General features: G+C 73.5%; 12 protein-coding genes. All 12 read left to right on the top strand.

The annotated features are described in order from the left end of the window. The first annotated feature begins 31 nt into the window (after positions 1–31). The 12 genes from PUR61_RS31685 (at position 32) to PUR61_RS31630 (ending at position 17,835) form a co-directional block, all read left to right on the top strand. The gene (locus tag PUR61_RS31685) at positions 32–562 is read left to right on the top strand and encodes a TIGR00730 family Rossman fold protein (RefSeq protein ID WP_329882939.1); all 531 of its coding nucleotides are present in this window, start codon (positions 32–34) and stop codon (positions 560–562) included. Between the two features lie 13 nt (positions 563–575). Next, entirely contained in the window at positions 576–1,265 is a 690-nt protein-coding gene (locus PUR61_RS31680) for an SDR family oxidoreductase (protein ID WP_329882938.1), read from the top strand. 67 nt (positions 1,266–1,332) lie between these two features. After that, the gene (locus PUR61_RS31675) at positions 1,333–2,343 is read left to right on the top strand and encodes a methionine synthase (protein ID WP_329882937.1); all 1,011 of its coding nucleotides are present in this window, start codon (positions 1,333–1,335) and stop codon (positions 2,341–2,343) included. A 24-nt stretch (positions 2,344–2,367) separates the two neighbouring features. Beyond that, entirely contained in the window at positions 2,368–4,824 is a 2,457-nt protein-coding gene (gene ligA, locus PUR61_RS31670) for an NAD-dependent DNA ligase LigA (RefSeq protein WP_443035278.1), read from the top strand. A 311-nt stretch (positions 4,825–5,135) separates the two neighbouring features. Further along, the gene (locus tag PUR61_RS31665; RefSeq protein WP_329882935.1) at positions 5,136–6,887 is read left to right on the top strand and encodes a putative bifunctional diguanylate cyclase/phosphodiesterase; all 1,752 of its coding nucleotides are present in this window, start codon (positions 5,136–5,138) and stop codon (positions 6,885–6,887) included. A gap of 186 nt (positions 6,888–7,073) precedes the next feature. After that, on the top strand, positions 7,074–7,370 hold the full coding sequence (gene gatC, locus PUR61_RS31660) for an Asp-tRNA(Asn)/Glu-tRNA(Gln) amidotransferase subunit GatC (protein WP_035845952.1): 297 nt from the start codon (positions 7,074–7,076) through the stop codon (positions 7,368–7,370). Positions 7,371–7,375: 5 nt separating this feature from the next. Next, positions 7,376–8,869, top strand: a complete 1,494-nt coding sequence (gene gatA, locus PUR61_RS31655) for an Asp-tRNA(Asn)/Glu-tRNA(Gln) amidotransferase subunit GatA (protein ID WP_329882934.1) — start codon at positions 7,376–7,378, stop codon at positions 8,867–8,869. Beyond that, positions 8,866–9,105, top strand: a complete 240-nt coding sequence (locus tag PUR61_RS31650) for a hypothetical protein (protein ID WP_329882933.1) — start codon at positions 8,866–8,868, stop codon at positions 9,103–9,105. Before gatA ends, PUR61_RS31650 begins: the two co-directional genes overlap by 4 nt. Before the next feature lie 78 nt (positions 9,106–9,183). After that, positions 9,184–10,692 (top strand): Asp-tRNA(Asn)/Glu-tRNA(Gln) amidotransferase subunit GatB, encoded by a 1,509-nt coding sequence (gene gatB, locus PUR61_RS31645; protein ID WP_329882932.1) that lies wholly within the window; start codon positions 9,184–9,186, stop codon positions 10,690–10,692. 236 nt (positions 10,693–10,928) lie between these two features. Next, the gene (locus PUR61_RS31640) at positions 10,929–11,090 is read left to right on the top strand and encodes a hypothetical protein (protein ID WP_329882931.1); all 162 of its coding nucleotides are present in this window, start codon (positions 10,929–10,931) and stop codon (positions 11,088–11,090) included. Between the two features lie 134 nt (positions 11,091–11,224). Next, positions 11,225–14,260 (top strand): helix-turn-helix transcriptional regulator, encoded by a 3,036-nt coding sequence (locus PUR61_RS31635; protein ID WP_329882930.1) that lies wholly within the window; start codon positions 11,225–11,227, stop codon positions 14,258–14,260. A gap of 665 nt (positions 14,261–14,925) precedes the next feature. Further along, positions 14,926–17,835: a putative bifunctional diguanylate cyclase/phosphodiesterase gene (locus tag PUR61_RS31630; RefSeq protein WP_329883198.1), complete on the top strand. Its 2,910-nt coding sequence runs from the start codon at positions 14,926–14,928 to the stop codon at positions 17,833–17,835. The last annotated feature ends 141 nt before the right edge of the window (positions 17,836–17,976 follow it).

Raw genomic sequence — 17,976 nt, 5'->3', positions numbered from 1 at the left:
AATCAGCCGTCGTGATACACCGGGGAGCACTATGAACATCACTGTCTTCTGCTCCGCGTACTCGCTCGACGACCGCTACTCGGCTCCGGCCGCCGAGTTCGCCCGGCTGCTGGGGGAGGGCGGGCACACGCTGGTCTGGGGCGGTTCGAACGCCGGGCTGATGGGTCTGCTCGCGGACGGGGTGAAGGCCGCCGGGGGTCGGCTGGTCGGGGTCTCCGTCGAGTTCCTGAGGCACAAGGCGTACGACGGGGCCGACGAGCTGATCACCACCGCCGACCTCGCCGAGCGCAAGGCCCAGCTGCTGATGCGGGCCGATGCCGTGGTGGTGCTCGTCGGCGGCCTCGGCACGCTGGACGAGGTCACCGAGGTGCTGGAGCTGAAGAAGCACGCGCTGCACGACAAGCCGGTGGTCGTCCTGGACACCGAGGGCTTCTACGCGGGCCTGCGCACCCAGCTGGAGCGGATGGACGCCGAGGGCTTCCTGCCCCGCCCGCTGGGCGACCTGATCACCTTCGCCGGAACTCCGGCCGAGGTTTTCGAACAGCTCAAGTCCGGCGCCTGAGAGGATCGGCCCCATGGCTGCACATCTGATCACCGGCGCCGGCTCCGGCATCGGCGCCGTCCTCGCCGAACGCCTCGCGGAACGCGGGGACGACCTCTGGCTGCTGGCCCGCGACGCCCGCCGCGCCGCCGAGCTGCGCGAACGCTTCCCCGGGGCGCAGACCCTGGTCGGCGACCTCGGCACTCCGGCGAAGCTCTCCTGGGCTCTGGGGCACCAGGCACCGCCGATCGAACTCGACTCGCTGCTGCACGTCGCGGGCATCGTCGAGCTGGGCCCGGTCGGCGAACTGCCGGTCAAGGCCTGGCAGGACACCCTGAACGTCAACCTGGTCGCGCCCGCCGAGCTGACCCGTCTGCTGCTGCCCTCGCTGCGGCTGGTCAAGGGCCACGTCGTCTTCGTGAACTCCGGTGCCGGTCTGCGGGCCAGTGCCGACTGGTCGGCGTACGCGGCGAGCAAGCACGGCCTGAAGGCGCTCGCCGACTCGCTGCGCGCGGAGGAGCACGGGCACGGCGTCCGGGTCACCTCGGTCTACCCCGGCCGCACCGCCACGGCGATGCAGGTCAAGGTGCACCAGCAGGAGGGCAAGGAGTACGACGCCGGGCAGTGGATCGAGCCGGAGTCGGTGGTGAAGGCGATCCTGACCGCCCTCGACGTCCCGCGCGACGCCGAGATCACCGACATCACCGTCCGCCCCGGCCGCTGAGCCGCGACCGGCGGGGCGGGAGGTCGGCCGGTCCGACCTCCCGCCCCGGCGCACTAGGCTCGGGCGGGTGAGCAACGGACATCCCTTCCCCGACCTGGTCGGCGCCGCCACCGGCGTCGGATCGCTGCCCGGCACCGACGCCCGGGAGGCCGCCAGGACCTCCACCGGTGCGCTGGAGCACCTGCCGTTCCTCCCCGAACTGCCCGCGCGCGGGCCGGGCGCGGACATGATCGGACGCTCCGCCGGGATGCTGGTCGAGCTGTTCACGCAGACCGAGCCGAGCGGCTGGCGGTTCGCCGACCGCCCCGGCCGGGACACCCGCCGCGCCCACTCCTGGCTCGGCGAGGACCTGGACGCGCTGGAGGAGTACACCCAGGGCTACCGGGGACCGCTCAAGGTCCAGGCGGTCGGCCCGTGGACGCTGGCCGCGTCGATCGAGCTCAAGCACGGCGAGAAGGCGCTCGCCGACCGCGGCGCCTGCCGCGACATCGCCGCCTCGCTCACCGAGGGCCTCCGCCGCCACCTCGCCGACGTCCGCCGTCGCGTCCCCGGCGCCGAGGTCGTCCTCCAGCTCGACGAGCCCTCGCTGCCCGCCGTACTGGCCGGCTCCGTGAAGACCGCCAGCGGCTTCCAGCGGCTGCGCTCGGTCGACCGGCAGGTCGCCGAGGAGGTCCTGCGCGAGGTGGTCCTCGGACTGGACGCGCCGGTCGTGGTGCACTGCTGCGCGCCGCAGGTGCCGCTGCCGCTGCTGCGCCGCGCCGGGGTGGTCGGGGTCTCGCTGGACTTCTCGCTGCTGACCGAGCGTGAGGACGAGGAGCTGGGCGAGGCGATCGACGCGGGCACCGTGATCTTCGCCGGTGTCGTCCCCTTCACTGACCAGGGAGTGTCGGACGCGGCCGGTAGTGTCCAGGGTGTCAGGACGTTGTGGCGCAGGCTCGGGTTCGCCCCGGAGCTGCTGGGCCGCCGTGTGCTGGTGACGCCCACCTGCGGGCTGGCCGGGGCCTCACCGGCCTACGCGCGCACGGCGCTGTCACTCAGCGTGAAGGCGGGCCAGAGCCTGGTGGACAACCCGGAATGAGAAGTTGACGGAGGGCTTGCGGTGGTGGCTGTCGAGGGCTGGGAGGACGTTCCGGCGGAGGTTCGCAGGCGGCACGCCGAGCTGGCCACCGAGATCGAGGACCACCGGGCCCGCTACTACGAGCAGGACGCCCCGGTCGTCAGCGACGCCGAGTTCGACGCGCTGATGCGCGAGCTGGAAGGGCTGGAGGCCGAGCACCCGGCGCTGGTCACGCCGGAGTCGCCGACCCAGCGGGTCGGCGGCGCGCCGACCGGGCTGTTCGCCCCCGTCGAGCACCGGGAGCGCCTGCTCAGCCTGGACAACGCGATGGACGACGACGAGCTGGCCGCCTGGGCCGAGCGCGTCGCCGCCGAGCTGGCCGGCATCGACTACCACTACCTCTGCGAACTCAAGGTGGACGGCCTGGCCGTCAACCTCACCTACGAGAACGGCCAGTTGGTGCAGGCGGCGACCCGCGGCGACGGCCGGGTCGGCGAGGACATCACCGCCAACGTCCGCACCATCAAGGAGATCCCGCACCGGCTCAAGGGCGAGAACATCCCCGAGCTGGTGGAGATCCGCGGCGAGGTCTACTTCCCGACCGACGCCTTCGAGGCGCTCAACGCCTCCTTCGCGGAGGAGAACGAGCGCCGCCGGCTGGAGAACGAGGAGCGCGCCAAGGAGGGCAAGCGGCCCCGGGCGATGATCCGGCTCTTCATGAACCCGCGCAACGCCGCCGCCGGCTCGCTCCGTCAGAAGGACCCGCTGGTCACCGCCTCCCGTCCGCTGCAGATGGTGGTGCACGGCATCGGCGCCCGGGTCGGCTTCGACATCGACGACCAGTCGCACGCCTACCGGCTGCTGCACGACTGGGGCCTGCCCACCGCGCGGCACAACGAGGTGGTGGGGACCCTCGACGAGGTCCGCGCCTTCATCCGGCGCTTCGGCGAGCAGCGGCACTCGGTCGAGCACGAGATCGACGGCGTGGTCGTCAAGGTCGACGAGATCGCCCTGCAGGGCCGGCTCGGCTCCACCTCCAAGTCCCCGCGCTGGGCGATCGCCTGGAAGTACCCGCCGGAGGAGGTCACCGGCAAGCTGGCCGAGATCAAGATCGGCATCGGGCGCACCGGCCGGGCCACCCCGTACGCGGTGCTGGCCGAGCCGGTCAAGGTGGCCGGCTCGATGGTCCAGTACGCGACGCTGCACAACCAGGACGTGGTGAAGGCCAAGGACGTCCTGCTGGGCGACACCGTGGTGCTGCGCAAGGCCGGCGACGTCATCCCGGAGATCCTCGGCCCGGTCTACGACGTGCGGGACGGCAGCGAGGTGCCGTTCGTGATGCCCTCGCACTGCCCCGAGTGCGGTGCCGAGCTGCGGCCGATGGCCGAGGGGGACATCGACCTGCGCTGCCCCGACGCCCGGTTCTGCCCGGCCCAGATCCGCGAGCGGATCGCCTTCCTCGGCGGGCGCTCGGCGCTGGACATCGAGGGTCTGGGCTACGTCGCGGCCACCGCGCTGACCCAGCCGCTGACGCCGGCCGAGGCGCCGGTGCGCAACGAGGGCGACATCTTCGGCCTGACGGTGGAGCAGCTGCTGCCGATCAAGGTCCTGGTGCGCGACCAGAAGACGGGCATGCCGAAGCTCGACGACGAGACCGGCGAGGAGAAGGAGGTGTTCTTCTTCGCGACCACCGCCGGGGCGCCGAAGAAGAACACCGGGGTGATGCTCGACAACATCGAGAAGGCCCGGGACCGCCCGCTCTGGCGCTTCCTCAACGGCCTCTCGATCCGGCACGTGGGCCCGGTCGCGGCCCAGGACCTGGCCCGGGAGTTCCGCGACCTGGACGCGATCTTCGCGGCGAGCGAGGAGCGGCTGGCCGCGACCGACGGCGTCGGCACGGGCACCGCACGGTCGATCATCGAGTGGTACCAGGTGGACTGGCACCGCGAGATCCTGGAGAAGTGGCGTGCGGCCGGCGTCCGGTTCACCGAGGAGGCCCCCGAGGAGGAGGCCGAGCGTCCGCTGGAGGGCCTGACCGTCGTCGTCACCGGGACGCTGGCCGGGCACACCCGGGACGGCGCCAAGGAGGCGCTGACCTCGCGCGGCGCGAAGGTGACCGGATCGGTGTCGAAGAAGACCCACTTCGTGGTCGCCGGGGACAACCCGGGGTCCAAGTACGACAAGGCCGTCCAGCTCGGACTGCCGGTCCTCGACGACGCCGGCTTCGGCGTCCTGCTGGCGCAGGGCTCGGCCGCGGCGCGGGTCCACCTGGGCCTGCCGCCGGAGCCCGAGGCCGAGGAGCCGGTGAAGAAGGCGCCCGCGAAGAAGCGCGCGGCGAAGGCCGCCGCGGGAGCGGTCGCGGAGGCCGCGGAGGCCGCCGAGGGCGCGGCGGACGCGGGGGAGAACGTGGCGGGGGAGCCCGCCGAGGCGCCCGCGTCGGAGGCCGCCGGGCAGGATCCGTCGGCGCCGGAGCCGGGGGCGGGGGAGCCCGCCGAGGGCTGACCCGCGCGCGGAGGCCGGGGATCCGTCTTGTTATCGTCCTGATGCAACGTCATCGGGTGTCGCACGGTGGGGGCGGGCATCGTGTCACCGTGCGACACCGGAGCGCGGTGGCGCATTTCCGGTTGTCCGAAAGTCTGCCCGTCGGGTGGACCCGCGCATACCCTGGAGCGCAACAGAGTGTCAGCAGGGGTGGGGGTACCGGCTGAGCCGGACTCCGCGGGGCCGCTCCATGCCCGGCAGGCTGCCGGCACCGGTACGGTGCCTCACCGCTAGGCGGCCTGACGGGGCGGGCCCGACGGAGGACAGGGCTTATGGATCATACGACCGGCGGTGCGCCCACACGCCCGCCGCAGGGGGTGGCGGGTGCGGTCCTGCTGCTCGGAGTCCTGCTGGCCGGCGCCGCACCGCTCATCCCGCTGGCCGTCCTGGTCTACCGCTACGAACCCGAGCTGCTGCCGCTGTTCGCGGTTCCGCTGGCCGTGCTGGTCGCCGCCTGGCGGATCGCCCGGGACCGTGCCCGGGACCAGCTCACCGACCCGCTGACCGACCTGCCCAACCGCCAGGCGTTATTGATCGCGGCCCAGGAGGCGATCGCCGAGCACGCCGAGGGATACAGCGTCGGTCTGATCCTGCTCGACCTCGACCGCTTCCGGTCGCTCAACGACACCCTCGGTCATACCGCCGGTGACCGGCTGCTGGTCCACATCGCCCGCCGCCTGCACCGGGCGCTGCGCTCCGGCGGTGCGGCCGGCAGCGCCACCCGGGAGTCGATCGACGACGTCTTCGCCGGGCTGCCCCGGCACTACCGCGGCCGCCCGATGGTGGCCCGGATGGGCGGCGACGAGTTCGCCGTCCTGCTGCCCGGCATCGGCTGCCCGGACTCGCTGGAGAAGGTGGCCAAGGCGCTGATCGCCGAACTCGCCGCGCCGATCCGGCTGGACGGCCTGCTGCTCGTCCTGGAGGCCAGCGCCGGCGTCTGCGTCTACCCGCAGCACGCCCAGGACGCCGAGTCGCTGCTGCGCCGGGCCGACGTCGCGATGGGCCACGCCCAGCGCGGCCGTACCTCGGTCGAGCAGTACGACGAGGCGCAGGACGCCGACACGCCGTACCGGATCGGGCTGCTGGGCGACCTGCGGCGGGCCCTGGAGACCGGCGAGGTACAGCTGCACTACCAGCCCAAGGTGGCCTTCGACGGCCGGGTGGTCGGGCTGGAGGCGCTGCTCCGATGGGAGCGGCCCGGCCAGGGGAAGGTCTCGCCGGACGAGTTCGTCGGGCTGGCCGAGTCCAGCGGCCTGATGCCCCGGCTGACCGACTACGTGCTGGAGGCCGCCGTCGGCCAGCTCGCCACCTGGCGCGAGCAGGGCCTCCAGGTGCAGGTCGCGGTGAACGTCTCCCCGCGCGACGTGCTCAACCCGGGCTTCGCCCAGCGGGTCGCCGGCCACCTGGTCCGCCACCAGGTCCCGGCCCACGCGCTCCAGCTGGAGATCACCGAACGGCTGCTGCTGGACGACTCCCGGCGGGCCGCCGACACCCTCGCCGAGCTGCGCGGCTACGGCGTCGGGATGTCCCTGGACGACTTCGGCACCGGCCACTCCTCGCTGGTGCGGCTGCGCAGCCTGCCGGTCGGCGAGCTGAAGATCGACCGCTCCTTCGTCTCCCGGATGGTCGCTGACGACCACGACGCGGCGGTGGTCCGCTGCTCGGTGGAGCTGGCGCACTCGCTCGGACTGACCGTGGTCGCCGAGGGCGTCGAGGACGACGAGACCTGGGAGCGGCTGAACCGCATGGGCGTGGACGCCGTGCAGGGCTGGCTGGTCTCGGCGGCGCTGCCGGCCGAGCAGGCCACCGCCTGGCTGCGGGTGCACCGCACCGGCGCGCCGCCGGTGGAGCGGCTCACCTCCGCCCCCGCCGTCCAGCTGCCGTCGGTGATCCACCCGGTGCGGCCCCCGGTGCTCCCGCCGGTGCCCCACGTTCTGCCGCCGGTGATCCAGGCGGTCCAGGCCGCGAAACTGGAGATCCAGGCGCCCGGGCAGCAGAGTTGGGCGCCGACCCGCCCCCAGTGAGCCGCCCCGCTCACCCGGGTGACCCGGGCCCGCCCTCACTCGTTGGCCGGTGGCCGGGCCGTGCCCCATAGGATGGGGAGCACAGACCAAGAGGACGGGAGCGCCGGACAGGCCGCTCCTGCCCGGGCCCGGCGCCGCCGGAAGGCGGTACCGGGCCTCACCAGAACTCACCCTGAGGATCGCTGCATGCCTGGCATCACGCGCGAGGAGGTTGCCCACCTCGCTCGGCTGTCGCGTCTTGAGTTGCAGGCCGAAGAGCTGGACCACTTCGCCGAGCAGCTCGACGTGATCATCGGCGCGGTCGCCCGCGTTTCCGAGGTCGCCGGACAGGACGTCCCGCCGACCTCCCACCCGCTGCCGCTGACCAACGTCATGCGCGCGGACGAGGTGCGGCCGTCGCTCACCCCGGAGCAGGCGCTGGCCGGTGCCCCCGCCGCCGAGGAGCAGCGTTTCCGTGTGCCGCAGATCCTCGGGGAGGACTGACCGAGATGACCGACCTGATCCGTTACACCGCGGCCGAGACGGCGAACGCCGTCGCCACCGGCGAGGTCTCCGCCGTCGAGGTCGCCCAGGCGCACCTGGACCGCATCGACGCCGTCGACAAGAAGGTCAACGCCTTCCTGCACGTCGACACCGAGGGCGCGCTGAGCGCCGCCCGGGCCGTCGACGAGAAGCGCGCCAGGGGCGAGGAACTGGGCCCGCTGGCCGGCGTCCCGCTGGCGCTCAAGGACGTCTTCACCACCAAGGGCGTCCCGACCACCTGCGGCTCCAAGATCCTCGAAGGCTGGATCCCGCCGTACGACGCCACTCTGACCACGCGTCTCAGGGACGCCGGCGTGGTGATCCTCGGCAAGACCAACATGGACGAGTTCGCGATGGGCTCCTCCACCGAGAACTCCGCCTACGGCCCGACCGGCAACCCGTGGGACCTCTCCCGGATCCCCGGCGGCTCCGGCGGCGGTTCGGCCGCCGCGCTGGCCGCCTTCGAGGCCCCGCTGGCGATCGGCACCGACACCGGCGGCTCGATCCGCCAGCCCGGCGCCGTCACCGGCACCGTCGGCGTGAAGCCCACCTACGGCTCGGTCTCCCGCTACGGCCTGGTCGCGTTCTCGTCCTCCCTGGACCAGGGCGGCCCGTGCGCCCGCACCGTGCTGGACGCGGCGCTGCTGCACGAGGCCATCGCCGGCCACGACCCGCTGGACTCCACCTCGATCGACGCGCCGGTCCCGGCCGTGGTCGAGGCCGCCAGGCGGCGTGACGTCCGCGGCATGCGGATCGGCGTCGTGAAGGAGTTCGCCGGCGAGGGCTACCAGGCCGGCGTGATGCAGCGCTTCAACGAGTCGGTGGAGCTGCTGCGCGAGCTGGGCGCCGAGGTCGTCGAGGTCTCCTGCCCGTCGTTCACCCTGGCGCTGCCCGCGTACTACCTGATCGCGCCCAGCGAGGCCTCGTCCAACCTGGCCCGTTTCGACGCGATGCGCTACGGCCTGCGGGTCGGCGACGACGGCACCCGCTCGGCCGAGGACGTCACCGCGCTCACCCGCGAGGCCGGCTTCGGCGCCGAGGTCAAGCGCCGCATCATCCTCGGTACCTACGCGCTCTCCTCGGGCTACTACGACGCCTACTACGGCTCGGCCCAGAAGGTGCGCACGCTGATCTCCCGCGACTTCGACGCGGCCTTCGCCGGCGTGGACGTCCTGGTCTCGCCGACCACCCCGACCACCGCCTTCCCGATCGGCGAGCGCGCCGACGACCCGATGGCGATGTATCTGGCCGACCTGTGCACGATTCCGTCCAACCTGGCGGGCAATGCGGCCATGTCGCTGCCGTGCGGGCTGGCCCCGGAGGACAATCTCCCGGTCGGCCTGCAGATCATCGCACCCGCGATGGCGGACGACCGCCTGTACCGCGTGGGCGGCGCCGTGGAGGCCGCACTCAACGACAAGTGGGGGCACACCCTGCTGGAGGAGGCACCGGCACTGTGAGCAAGATCGAGAAGGCCAAGGGCTTCAAGCACTCGAAGCCAGGCATCTGGCTGTCCATCGGCACGAGCGCGTTCAGCGTGATCACCGTGGTGAAGGACGTCCGCAAGGCCCGGGGCGAGAACGACACCCTGAAGCTGGTCAACGCCCTGGTCGGTGCCGCCGCGCTGGTCACCGGCACCGCCCTGCTGGTGCGCGAGCTGCGCCGGCTGGGCGACGACGACGTCCTGCTGGGCTGACCGAGCCCGCGAGGCCCGGCCTGTACCCGCCGTACAGGCCGGGCCGGCACCTCCAAGACTTTTAGTGAAGGGGACGCTGTGAGCGTCAAGAACCTGGTCTCCTACGAGGACGCTCTCGCGTCGTACGACCCGGTGATGGGCCTTGAGGTCCACGTCGAGCTGGGCACCAAGACCAAGATGTTCTGCGGTTGCTCGACCGAGCTGGGTGCCGAGCCGAACAGCCAGGTCTGCCCGACCTGTCTGGGCCTGCCGGGCTCGCTGCCGGTGGTCAACGCGATCGGCGTGGAGTCGGCCGTCAAGATCGGCCTGGCGCTGAACTGCGAGATCGCCGAGTGGTGCCGGTTCGCGCGGAAGAACTACTTCTACCCGGACATGCCGAAGAACTTCCAGACCTCGCAGTACGACGAGCCGATCGCCTTCGACGGCTACCTCGACGTGCAGCTGGAGGACGGCTCGACCTTCCGGGTGGAGATCGAGCGCGCCCACATGGAGGAGGACACCGGCAAGTCCAGCCACGTCGGTGGCGCGACCGGCCGCATCCACGGCGCCACGCACTCGCTGCTCGACTACAACCGGGCCGGCATCCCGCTGATCGAGATCGTCACCAGGCCGATCGTCGGCGCCGGCGAGCGCGCCCCCGAGGTCGCCAAGGCGTACGTCGCCGAGCTGCGCGAGCTGATCAAGGCGCTGGGCGTCTCCGAGGCCCGGATGGACAAGGGCCAGATGCGCTGCGACGTCAACCTGTCGCTGCGCCCGAACGGCACCGAGACCTTCGGCACCCGTTCGGAGACCAAGAACGTCAACTCGCTGCGCAGCGTCGAGCGGGCCGCCCGGTTCGAGATCCAGCGGCACGCGACGGTGCTCTCCGACGGCGGCACGATCGTCCAGGAGACCCGGCACTTCCACGAGGAGGACGGCAGCACCACGGCCGGCCGGATCAAGGACAACGCCGAGGACTACCGCTACTTCCCGGAGCCGGACCTGGTCCCGATCGCGCCGTCCCGCGCGTGGGTCGAGGAGCTGCGGGGCGGTCTCCCCGAGCTGCCGCGGGTGCGCCGGGCCCGTCTCCAGGCCGAGTGGGGCCTGACCGACAAGGACATGCAGTCGGTGCTGAACGCGGGCGCCGTCGAGTCGATCCAGGAGACCATCGCCGCCGGCGCCCCGGCCGACCAGGCCCGCAAGTGGTGGATGGGCGAGCTGGCCCGCCGGGCCAACGAGACCGGCACCGAGCTGAGCGAGCAGCCGATCACCCCGGCGCAGGTCGCCCGGGTCGCCGCGCTGGTCGCCGAGGGCAAGCTGAACGACAAGCTGGCCCGCCAGGTCATCGAGGCCGTGCTGGCCGGTGAGGGCGAGCCGGACGAGGTCGTCGAGAAGCGCGGCCTGGCCGTCGTCTCGGACGACTCCGCGCTCGGTGCCGCCGTCGACCAGGCCATCGCCGAGAACGAGGCGATCGCCGCCAAGATCCGTGACGGCAAGGTCGCGGCCGTCGGCGCCCTGGTCGGCGCGGTCATGAAGGCCACCCGTGGCCAGGCCGACGCGGCCCGTGTGAAGGATCTGATTCTGGAGAAGCTGGGCGCTTCTGCCTGAGTTTCTAAGGTGACTTAGACCTTCTAAGGTCTACTTAGGCGCCTCAGGCCCGGTCTTACCCCTTATAAGGGGTAAGACCGGGCCTTTGCCGTGTCCGGGCCGGGCACCCGGGCCCGGCACCTAAGGCCCGGACGGCCCGGAAGATCCGGCAGGCTGCCGATGCGCCCCACGCCCCTGGGAGAGGAGTGTTTACCCCAGAACGAGAGAGACACACCGAAACCCACAAGGGGAACACCGTGATCGAGTACGAGCTCATCAAGCAGCACGAGCAGGAACTCCAGGCCCTGGCCGAGCACGAGCGGCTGGTACGCCAGGCGAAGGGCGCCAAGCGCACCGGATGGCGGCCGAACGTCGCCTTCCGCTCCGTGCGCCGCGCCGTGCGTCCCGGCGAATGCTGACGGACCGGCACCAGCCCGGTGCCGCAGGGAATCCGGAGGGGGAGGCGACACGGGGGTGCGCCTCCCCTTCCGGGCGTCCGGAGGGCGGGATAACCGCTCGGCCGGCGCTGGACCTCTATGGCATGCTCGCAGCCATGCAGCAGATATCGGTGAGTCCCGTCTTCGTCGGCCGCGATCCGGAGCTCACCGCCCTGACGGCCGCGCTGCGACGGGCCGGCTCGGGACAGCCGCAGGCCGTGCTGATCGGCGGCGAGGCGGGCGTCGGCAAGACCCGGCTGCTGGAGGAGTTCCTGCGACAGGCCTGCGACGACGACGTGCTGACCACCGTCGGCGGCTGCCTGGAGATCGGCGCCGAGGGCCTGCCGTACGCACCGCTGGCCACCGCGCTGCGCCGGCTCCACCGGGGCATGGGGGCCGACTTCGAGGGCGCCGCCTCGGGGATGGAGGGCCATCTCGCCCGGCTGCTGCCCGACTTCGGCGAGGCCGACGGCGAACCCAACAACGAGTACGGACGAGCCCGGCTGTTCGAGCACACCGCGAGGCTGTTCGAACGACTCGGCACGGACCGTACTCTCGTGCTCGCCGTGGAGGACCTGCACTGGTCCGACCGGTCCACCCGCGAGCTGTTCTCCTACCTGGTCCGCACCCTGCACCGGGCCCGCGTCCTGCTGGTCGCCACCTACCGCAGCGACGACCTGCACCGCCGCCACCCGCTGCGGCCCTTCCTGGCCGAACTGGAGCGGCTGCGCACCGTGCAGCGCATGGAGCTGGAGCGGTTCGGGCCGGGCGAGGTGGCCGCGCAGCTGGCCGGCATCCTCGGCACCGCCGCGCCCGACCGTCAGCTCGTCGACCGGATCCACCGCCGCTCGGAGGGCAACCCGTTCTTCGTCGAGGAGCTCGCCACCTCCGTCCGGGAGGGCTGCTCGGCCGGGCTCACCGACTCGCTGCGGGACATCCTGCTGGTCCGGGTGGAGGCCCTGGACGAGCAGACCCAGCGGGTCCTGCGGATCGCCGCCGAGGGCGGCTCCTACGTCGAACACGCCCTGCTCGCCGCCGTCCTGGACGACGAGGAGGAGCTGATCGACTCGCTGCGCGAGGCGGTGGGCGCCAACATCCTGCGCCCGGACACCGACGGCGACGGCTACCGGTTCCGGCACGCGCTGGTCCGCGAGGCCGTCTCGGACGACCTGCTGCCGGGTGAACGGCACCGGATCAACCGCCGGTTCGCCGAGGCCCTGGAGGCCGAGCCGCACCTGGTCGGCAGCGACACCCGGCCGGCCCGGCTGGCCAACTACTGGTACCACGCGCACGACCCGGCCCGGGCCCTGCCGACGGCCCTGGACGCCGCCCGGGCCGCCCGGCGGCGCAACGCCTTCGCCGAACAGCTGCGGATGCTGGAGCGGGCCCTCGAACTCTGGGACGAGGTCTCCGAGGAGGTGCTCGGCGGCACGCTGCGGCCGTACGACTGGGCCGAGACCTACCCGCCGTGCTCCTGCGACGCCGACGCCCACGACGAGAGCTGCGACCGGCTGAACCTGATCGACGTGCTGGCTGAGGCGGTCGTCGCGGCTCGCCGCACCGGCGACCGCGAGCGCGGGCTGAGCCTGGCCCGACGGGCGCTCAAGCTGGTCGACGAGGTCGAACACCCGGCCCGCGCCGCCTGGTTCCGGATCAACCGGGCCCGGATGCTCGGCCACCTGCGCCGCTCCGGCGACGAGGAGGAGATCGCGTACGCGCACCGGCTGGTCGAGCACCTGCCGGCGTCCGCCGTCCAGGCCGAGGTGTTCGCGCTCGGCGCCGGCAGCGGGATGCTCTCCAACCCCCGGCCCGAGCTGGTCGAGCTCGCCGAGCGGGCCGTCCGGATCGCCCGCCAGGTGGGCGCGCACGCCGTCGAGCAGCACGCCGTGATGACGCTCAGCGGACTGCGCAACGACCTCGACTCCGACCCGGACGCCGCGGTCGCCCAGCTCACCGCCGCCGTGGAGGCCACCCGGCGGATCGGCGCACCGGACGTCCTGCTGCGCGGCATCAACAACCTCTCCTCCATGCAGCGCGGGCTCGGCCGGGCCGAGGAGGCGGTGGCGCTGGCCCGGGAGGGCCTGGAGTCGGCGCGCGGCAACGGCCTGCAGCGCAACATCGGCGCCATCCTGACCGGCAACCTCGTCGAGGCGCTGATGGACCTCGGGCGGATCGACGAGGCCGAGCGGGTACTCGCCGAGTGCGACCTGCTCGGCTCGACCGGCACCCACGCCGAGTTCCTGGACCGGATGCGCGGCGAACTCGCCCTGCTCCGCGGTGACCTGTCCGGCGCCGCCGCGATGCTGGCGCAGGCCAGGGCGGCCAACCGGGTCGGTCAGCTCCAGCACTCCGTCCCGATCGCGCGGCTGGCGCTGCGGATCGCGGTCGGGGCCGGCCGCCCGCTGGACGCCCGCGCCGAGCTGCTCGCCGCCCTGGACGAGGACCTCCGGTGCGGCTACCTCGCCGACCTCTACCCGCTGCTGGCCGACGGCGCCGCCGCCGAGGCGGACACCCGGGGCCTGCCGGAGGCCGGCCCCGGCCGGGCCGCGGTGCTGGCCCGGATCACCGCCGTCGCCGCCGGGCTGACCCCGACCGCGCCGCTGCACCGCGGCTGGGCCCGGCTGCTGGCGGGCGAGCTGGCCCGCGCGGAAGGGGCGGACGCCCCGGCGCACTGGGCCGCCGCGATCGAGGCGCTGCGCCCGACCGGGCTGCCGTACCCGCTGGCGCTCGCGCTGCTGCGGGCCGGCGAGGCGGAGGTGCTGGCCGGCCGCCGCGAGGCTGCGGTCGAACTGCTGCGCGAGGCAAGGGAACTGGCGATCGCCCGGTCCGACGCCGGACTCGGCGCGGAGGTCGCTGCGCTGGCCGAGCGGGCCGGTCTGGCGCTCACCGTGCGCCGTCCCGCCCCGGCTCCGGCGGCCCCGATCGGCGACTCCTTCAGCCTCACCCCCCGTGAGCGGGACGTGCTCCGTCTGCTCGCGCGGGGCTGCACCAACCGGCAGATCGCCGAGGAACTGTACATCTCGCCGAAGACCGCGAGCGTGCACGTGTCCAACATCCTCGGCAAGCTCGCGGTGGCCGGTCGGGGCGAAGCGGCCGCGCTGGCGCACCGGTTGCGGCTCTTTCCGGAGGACCTGGTCCCGGCCGGCCGCTGACCGCCCGACCCCGCAGATGCCCGACCGGTACCGCCGCCTTCCGGCGGTGGCCGGTCGGGCACTGTCGTGTGCTCCCGTGCGCGCCGCGTGAGCCCCTGCCCGCGCGCCCCCGCCAACCGGCCGGTTTCGTCGGAATCGAGTGTATTTCCCCACCTCCGCGCCATTACTCTACGTTGAGTGTGCGTGTCATTGAGTGACCGAAGTGGTGTAGGGTCCCGACCGGGAACATCGGTGCGGCGGGCCGGCCTGCAGGCCGCCCACCCCCTGGGCCACCGCCCTGACGGGGCGCCAGGTCACCGCGTACGGCCACCAGGCGTGCGGCCGGTGGTCCGTGGCCGGGGCGCCAGGCCCCGGGCCGGAGGGGGAGAGGCCGAGTGAGCCCCACCGACGCGGTGCTGCCCGGAGCCGGACGGCCGGAGGTGCCGGACACCGACCTGCCCGCGACCGGGCCGCCCGCCGCAGGCCGGCCGGAACGGGACCGCTTCCCCGCCGCCGACCGGCCCGCCCGCGACCGCCCGGCCGTTGACCGCGCCGCCGTCGACCGCCCGGCCGCCGACCGGGCCACCGACCGTGCCGCCGACCGGGACACCGCCGCCGCCCGCCCCGCCGTTCCGGGCGCGGCCGGCCGGTTCGGGCCGGCCCGCCGCGCGCTCCACAGCCGCAACCTGCCCGGCGCCGCCCTCGGCGTGCTCTGCCTCGCCTACGCCCTGGGTGCGGCGCTCGGCTGGGGCTCGCACCAGATCGCCGTCTTCATGGGCGACTTCGGTCTGGCCGCGGCGGCCCTCGCCGCCGCGCTCTCCTGCCTCGCGTACAGCTGCACGGTCGGTGGCCACGCCCGCCCGGCCTGGCTGCTGTTCGGCCTCTCCTCGCTCATGGTCGCCTTCGGCAACGGCACCTGGGGCTGGTACGAGCTGGTCGAGCGGACCCCGCTGCCGCCGAACTCGCTCGCCGAGTACGCCTTCCTGCTGTTCGCCCCGCTCGCCATCACCGGCGTCCTGGTGCTCGCCCAACGCCCCCGCACCGCCGCCGGCTGGCTCTGCCTACTGCTGGACGGCTGGCTGGTGGCCGGCTCGCTGTTCACCCTCAGCTGGAGCCTCGCACTCGGCCGCACCGCCGCCGGCGAGGACGGCTCCCCGCTCCGGCTGGCCCTCAACCTGGCCTACCCCGTCCTGGACATCCTGCTGGTCTCGCTGGTCGTCGGGCTGCGCTTCGGCGGCCGGGACGGCAACCGGGCCGCCGTCCACACCGCCATGGTCGGCCTCGCCGTCACGGTGCTCTGCGACGCCCTGTTCACCTCGCCCGAGCTGCGCAGCAGCTACCACTCCGGCGAACTGCTGGACGCCGGCTGGTTCGCCGGCAGCCTGCTGCTCGCCTGGGCGCCGTGGTCCCCGCGGTGGCGCCGCCCGCTGCGCGAGCACCCGGCGCTCGGTGGACTGCCCCGGCGCCGGGTCGCCACCACCTTCAGCGCGCTCACCCCGTACGCGGCCGCCGCCGTCTGCACCGCCGGAATCCTCTACAACGCCCTCGGCGGGCGGTCGCTGGACCGGGTGGTGGCCTCGGCCGCCTGCACCGTCGGCCTGGCGCTGATCCTGCGGCAGGGCATCATGCTGCTCGACAACCTCTCACTGGCCCAGGAACTCGCCCACAAGGAGGCGCACTTCCGCTCCCTGGTGCAGGGCTCCAGCGATGTCATCATGATCGCCGGCGCCAACGGCGTGCTCTCCTACGTCTCCCCGGCCGCGCTCGGCGTCTACGGGCGCGATCCGGAGGAGCTGGTCGGCGGCAACCTGCTCGACCTGATCCACCCCGAGGACGTCGACCGGGTGCTGCTGGAGGTCCGCCGCTTCCTGGCCCGCGGCAGGCTCGCCGCCCACCGCGACCCCGGCGGCGCCGAACCGGCCGCCGCCCGGGTGGAGTGCCGGATCAGCTCCGGCGACGGCGAGTGGCTGCACGTCGAGTCGACCGTCGACCGGTACCGCGACGGTCTGATCCTCAACAGCCGGGACGTCACCGAACGCGTGATACTCCAGGCCCAGTTGCAGCACAACGCCTTCCACGACCCGCTCACCGACCTGCCCAACCGGGCGCTGTTCACCCAGCGCCTGCGCGCCGCCCTCGCCACCCGCAGCCAGCAGGACGAGGCGGGCGCCGGGGTCGCGGTGCTCTTCCTCGACCTGGACGGCTTCAAGGCCGTCAACGACACCGCCGGCCACCAGGTCGGCGACGAGCTGCTCGTCCGGGCCGCCCGCCGGCTGCAGTCCGCCGTCCGCTGCGGGGACACCGTCGCCCGGTTCGGCGGCGACGAGTTCGCCGCGCTGGTCTGCGGCCCGCTCGGCCGCCTCCAGGTCCAGGAGCTCGCCGACCGGCTGCGGACGGCGCTCTCCGAGCCGTACTGGATCGGCGGCGTCGAACTCAGCGTGGCCGCCAGCATCGGCATCGCCTTCGGCACCCCCGAACGCGGCCCGGCCGCCGACCCGCGCGCCGCCACCGACGAGCTGATGCGCAACGCCGACCTCGCGATGTACCGGGCCAAGTCCGAGGGCAAGGGCCGGGTGGTGCTCTACACCCCCGCCATGCGCGCCGACCTGGAGCGCCGCACCGAACTCGACGAACGGCTCCGGGCGGCTGTCCGGGAGGGCGGCTTCACCCTGCTCCACCAGCCGGTGGTGGACCTCGCCAACGGTGTGGTCACCGGGGTCGAGGCGCAGGCCCGCTGGCGCTCCGCCCAGGGTCTGCTGCTCACCCCCGCCGAGTTCCTGCGCTCCACCGAGCACGGCGACGCCGCGACCCGGTTCTCCCGCTGGCTGATCCGCGAGGCGGTCACCGCCGCCGCACTGCGCCGCGGCCTGCCGCTCAGGGGTCGCCCGGCGCCGCCGCCCGTCCCGGTCTCGATCCGGCTCTCCGCCGAGCGGCTCTGCGCGCCGGGCCTGTACGAGGCGGTGGTCGCGGCGCTGCGCGACAGCGGGCTGCCCGGCGGCCAGCTGGTCATCGAGGTGGCCCGGATGGGGCCGGACACCCTGGCGGACGAGCTCGGCCGCCGGCTCGGCGCCCTGCGGATGCTCGGCGTCTCCACCGCGCTGGCCGGCTTCGGGGCCGGCAACGGCTCGCTCGGCGCGCTCGCCCGGCTGCCGTTCGACGGCCTCAAGCTGGACCGCACGCTCGTCCAGGACCTGGGGGAGTCCCCGCTCAGCCGGACCCTCGCCGGGCACGCCCTGCGGCTCGGCCGCGACCTCGGGCTGGTCACCGCCGCCGAGGGCGTCGACCTGCCCCGGCAGATGGCCGTGCTGCAGGAACTGGGCTGCCGGCAGGGCCAGGGTTCGGCCTTCGCCCCGCCGCTGGACGAGACCCGGCTGAGACGCGCGCTGGCCCGCCGTTCCTACCCGCTGCCGAGACCGGTCGGCGCCCTCGCGGCGCGGCGGGCCTTCCTAGCCGCGGACGCCCGTACGAGTGGCTGCGGCGAGGGTGCGCCGGGACGTGTCGCACCTCACCACGGTGGCCCCGACCTGCCCGAACACCGAGCCGCCGCAGGTCCGGGAGCGGGTCCGCATGGCGAGACTGTCGTCCCACCTGCTTGACAGTCGACCCTTGACGGGAGGAAGGTCGTTGCCATGCGCACCCGAATTCTCGTACTTGGCGGGCGCGTCGGCTGAGCGGGCCTCGCCCCGTTCGTGACAGACCGACGCGCCACCCCTCGCATGCCCTTGGCACGAGGGGTT

The organism is Streptomyces sp. BE20, assembly GCF_036322525.1.
Classification (GTDB): domain Bacteria; phylum Actinomycetota; class Actinomycetes; order Streptomycetales; family Streptomycetaceae; genus Kitasatospora.
Note: the sequence above shows the minus strand (reverse complement) of the source record. Positions and strands in the feature narration are given on the sequence as shown.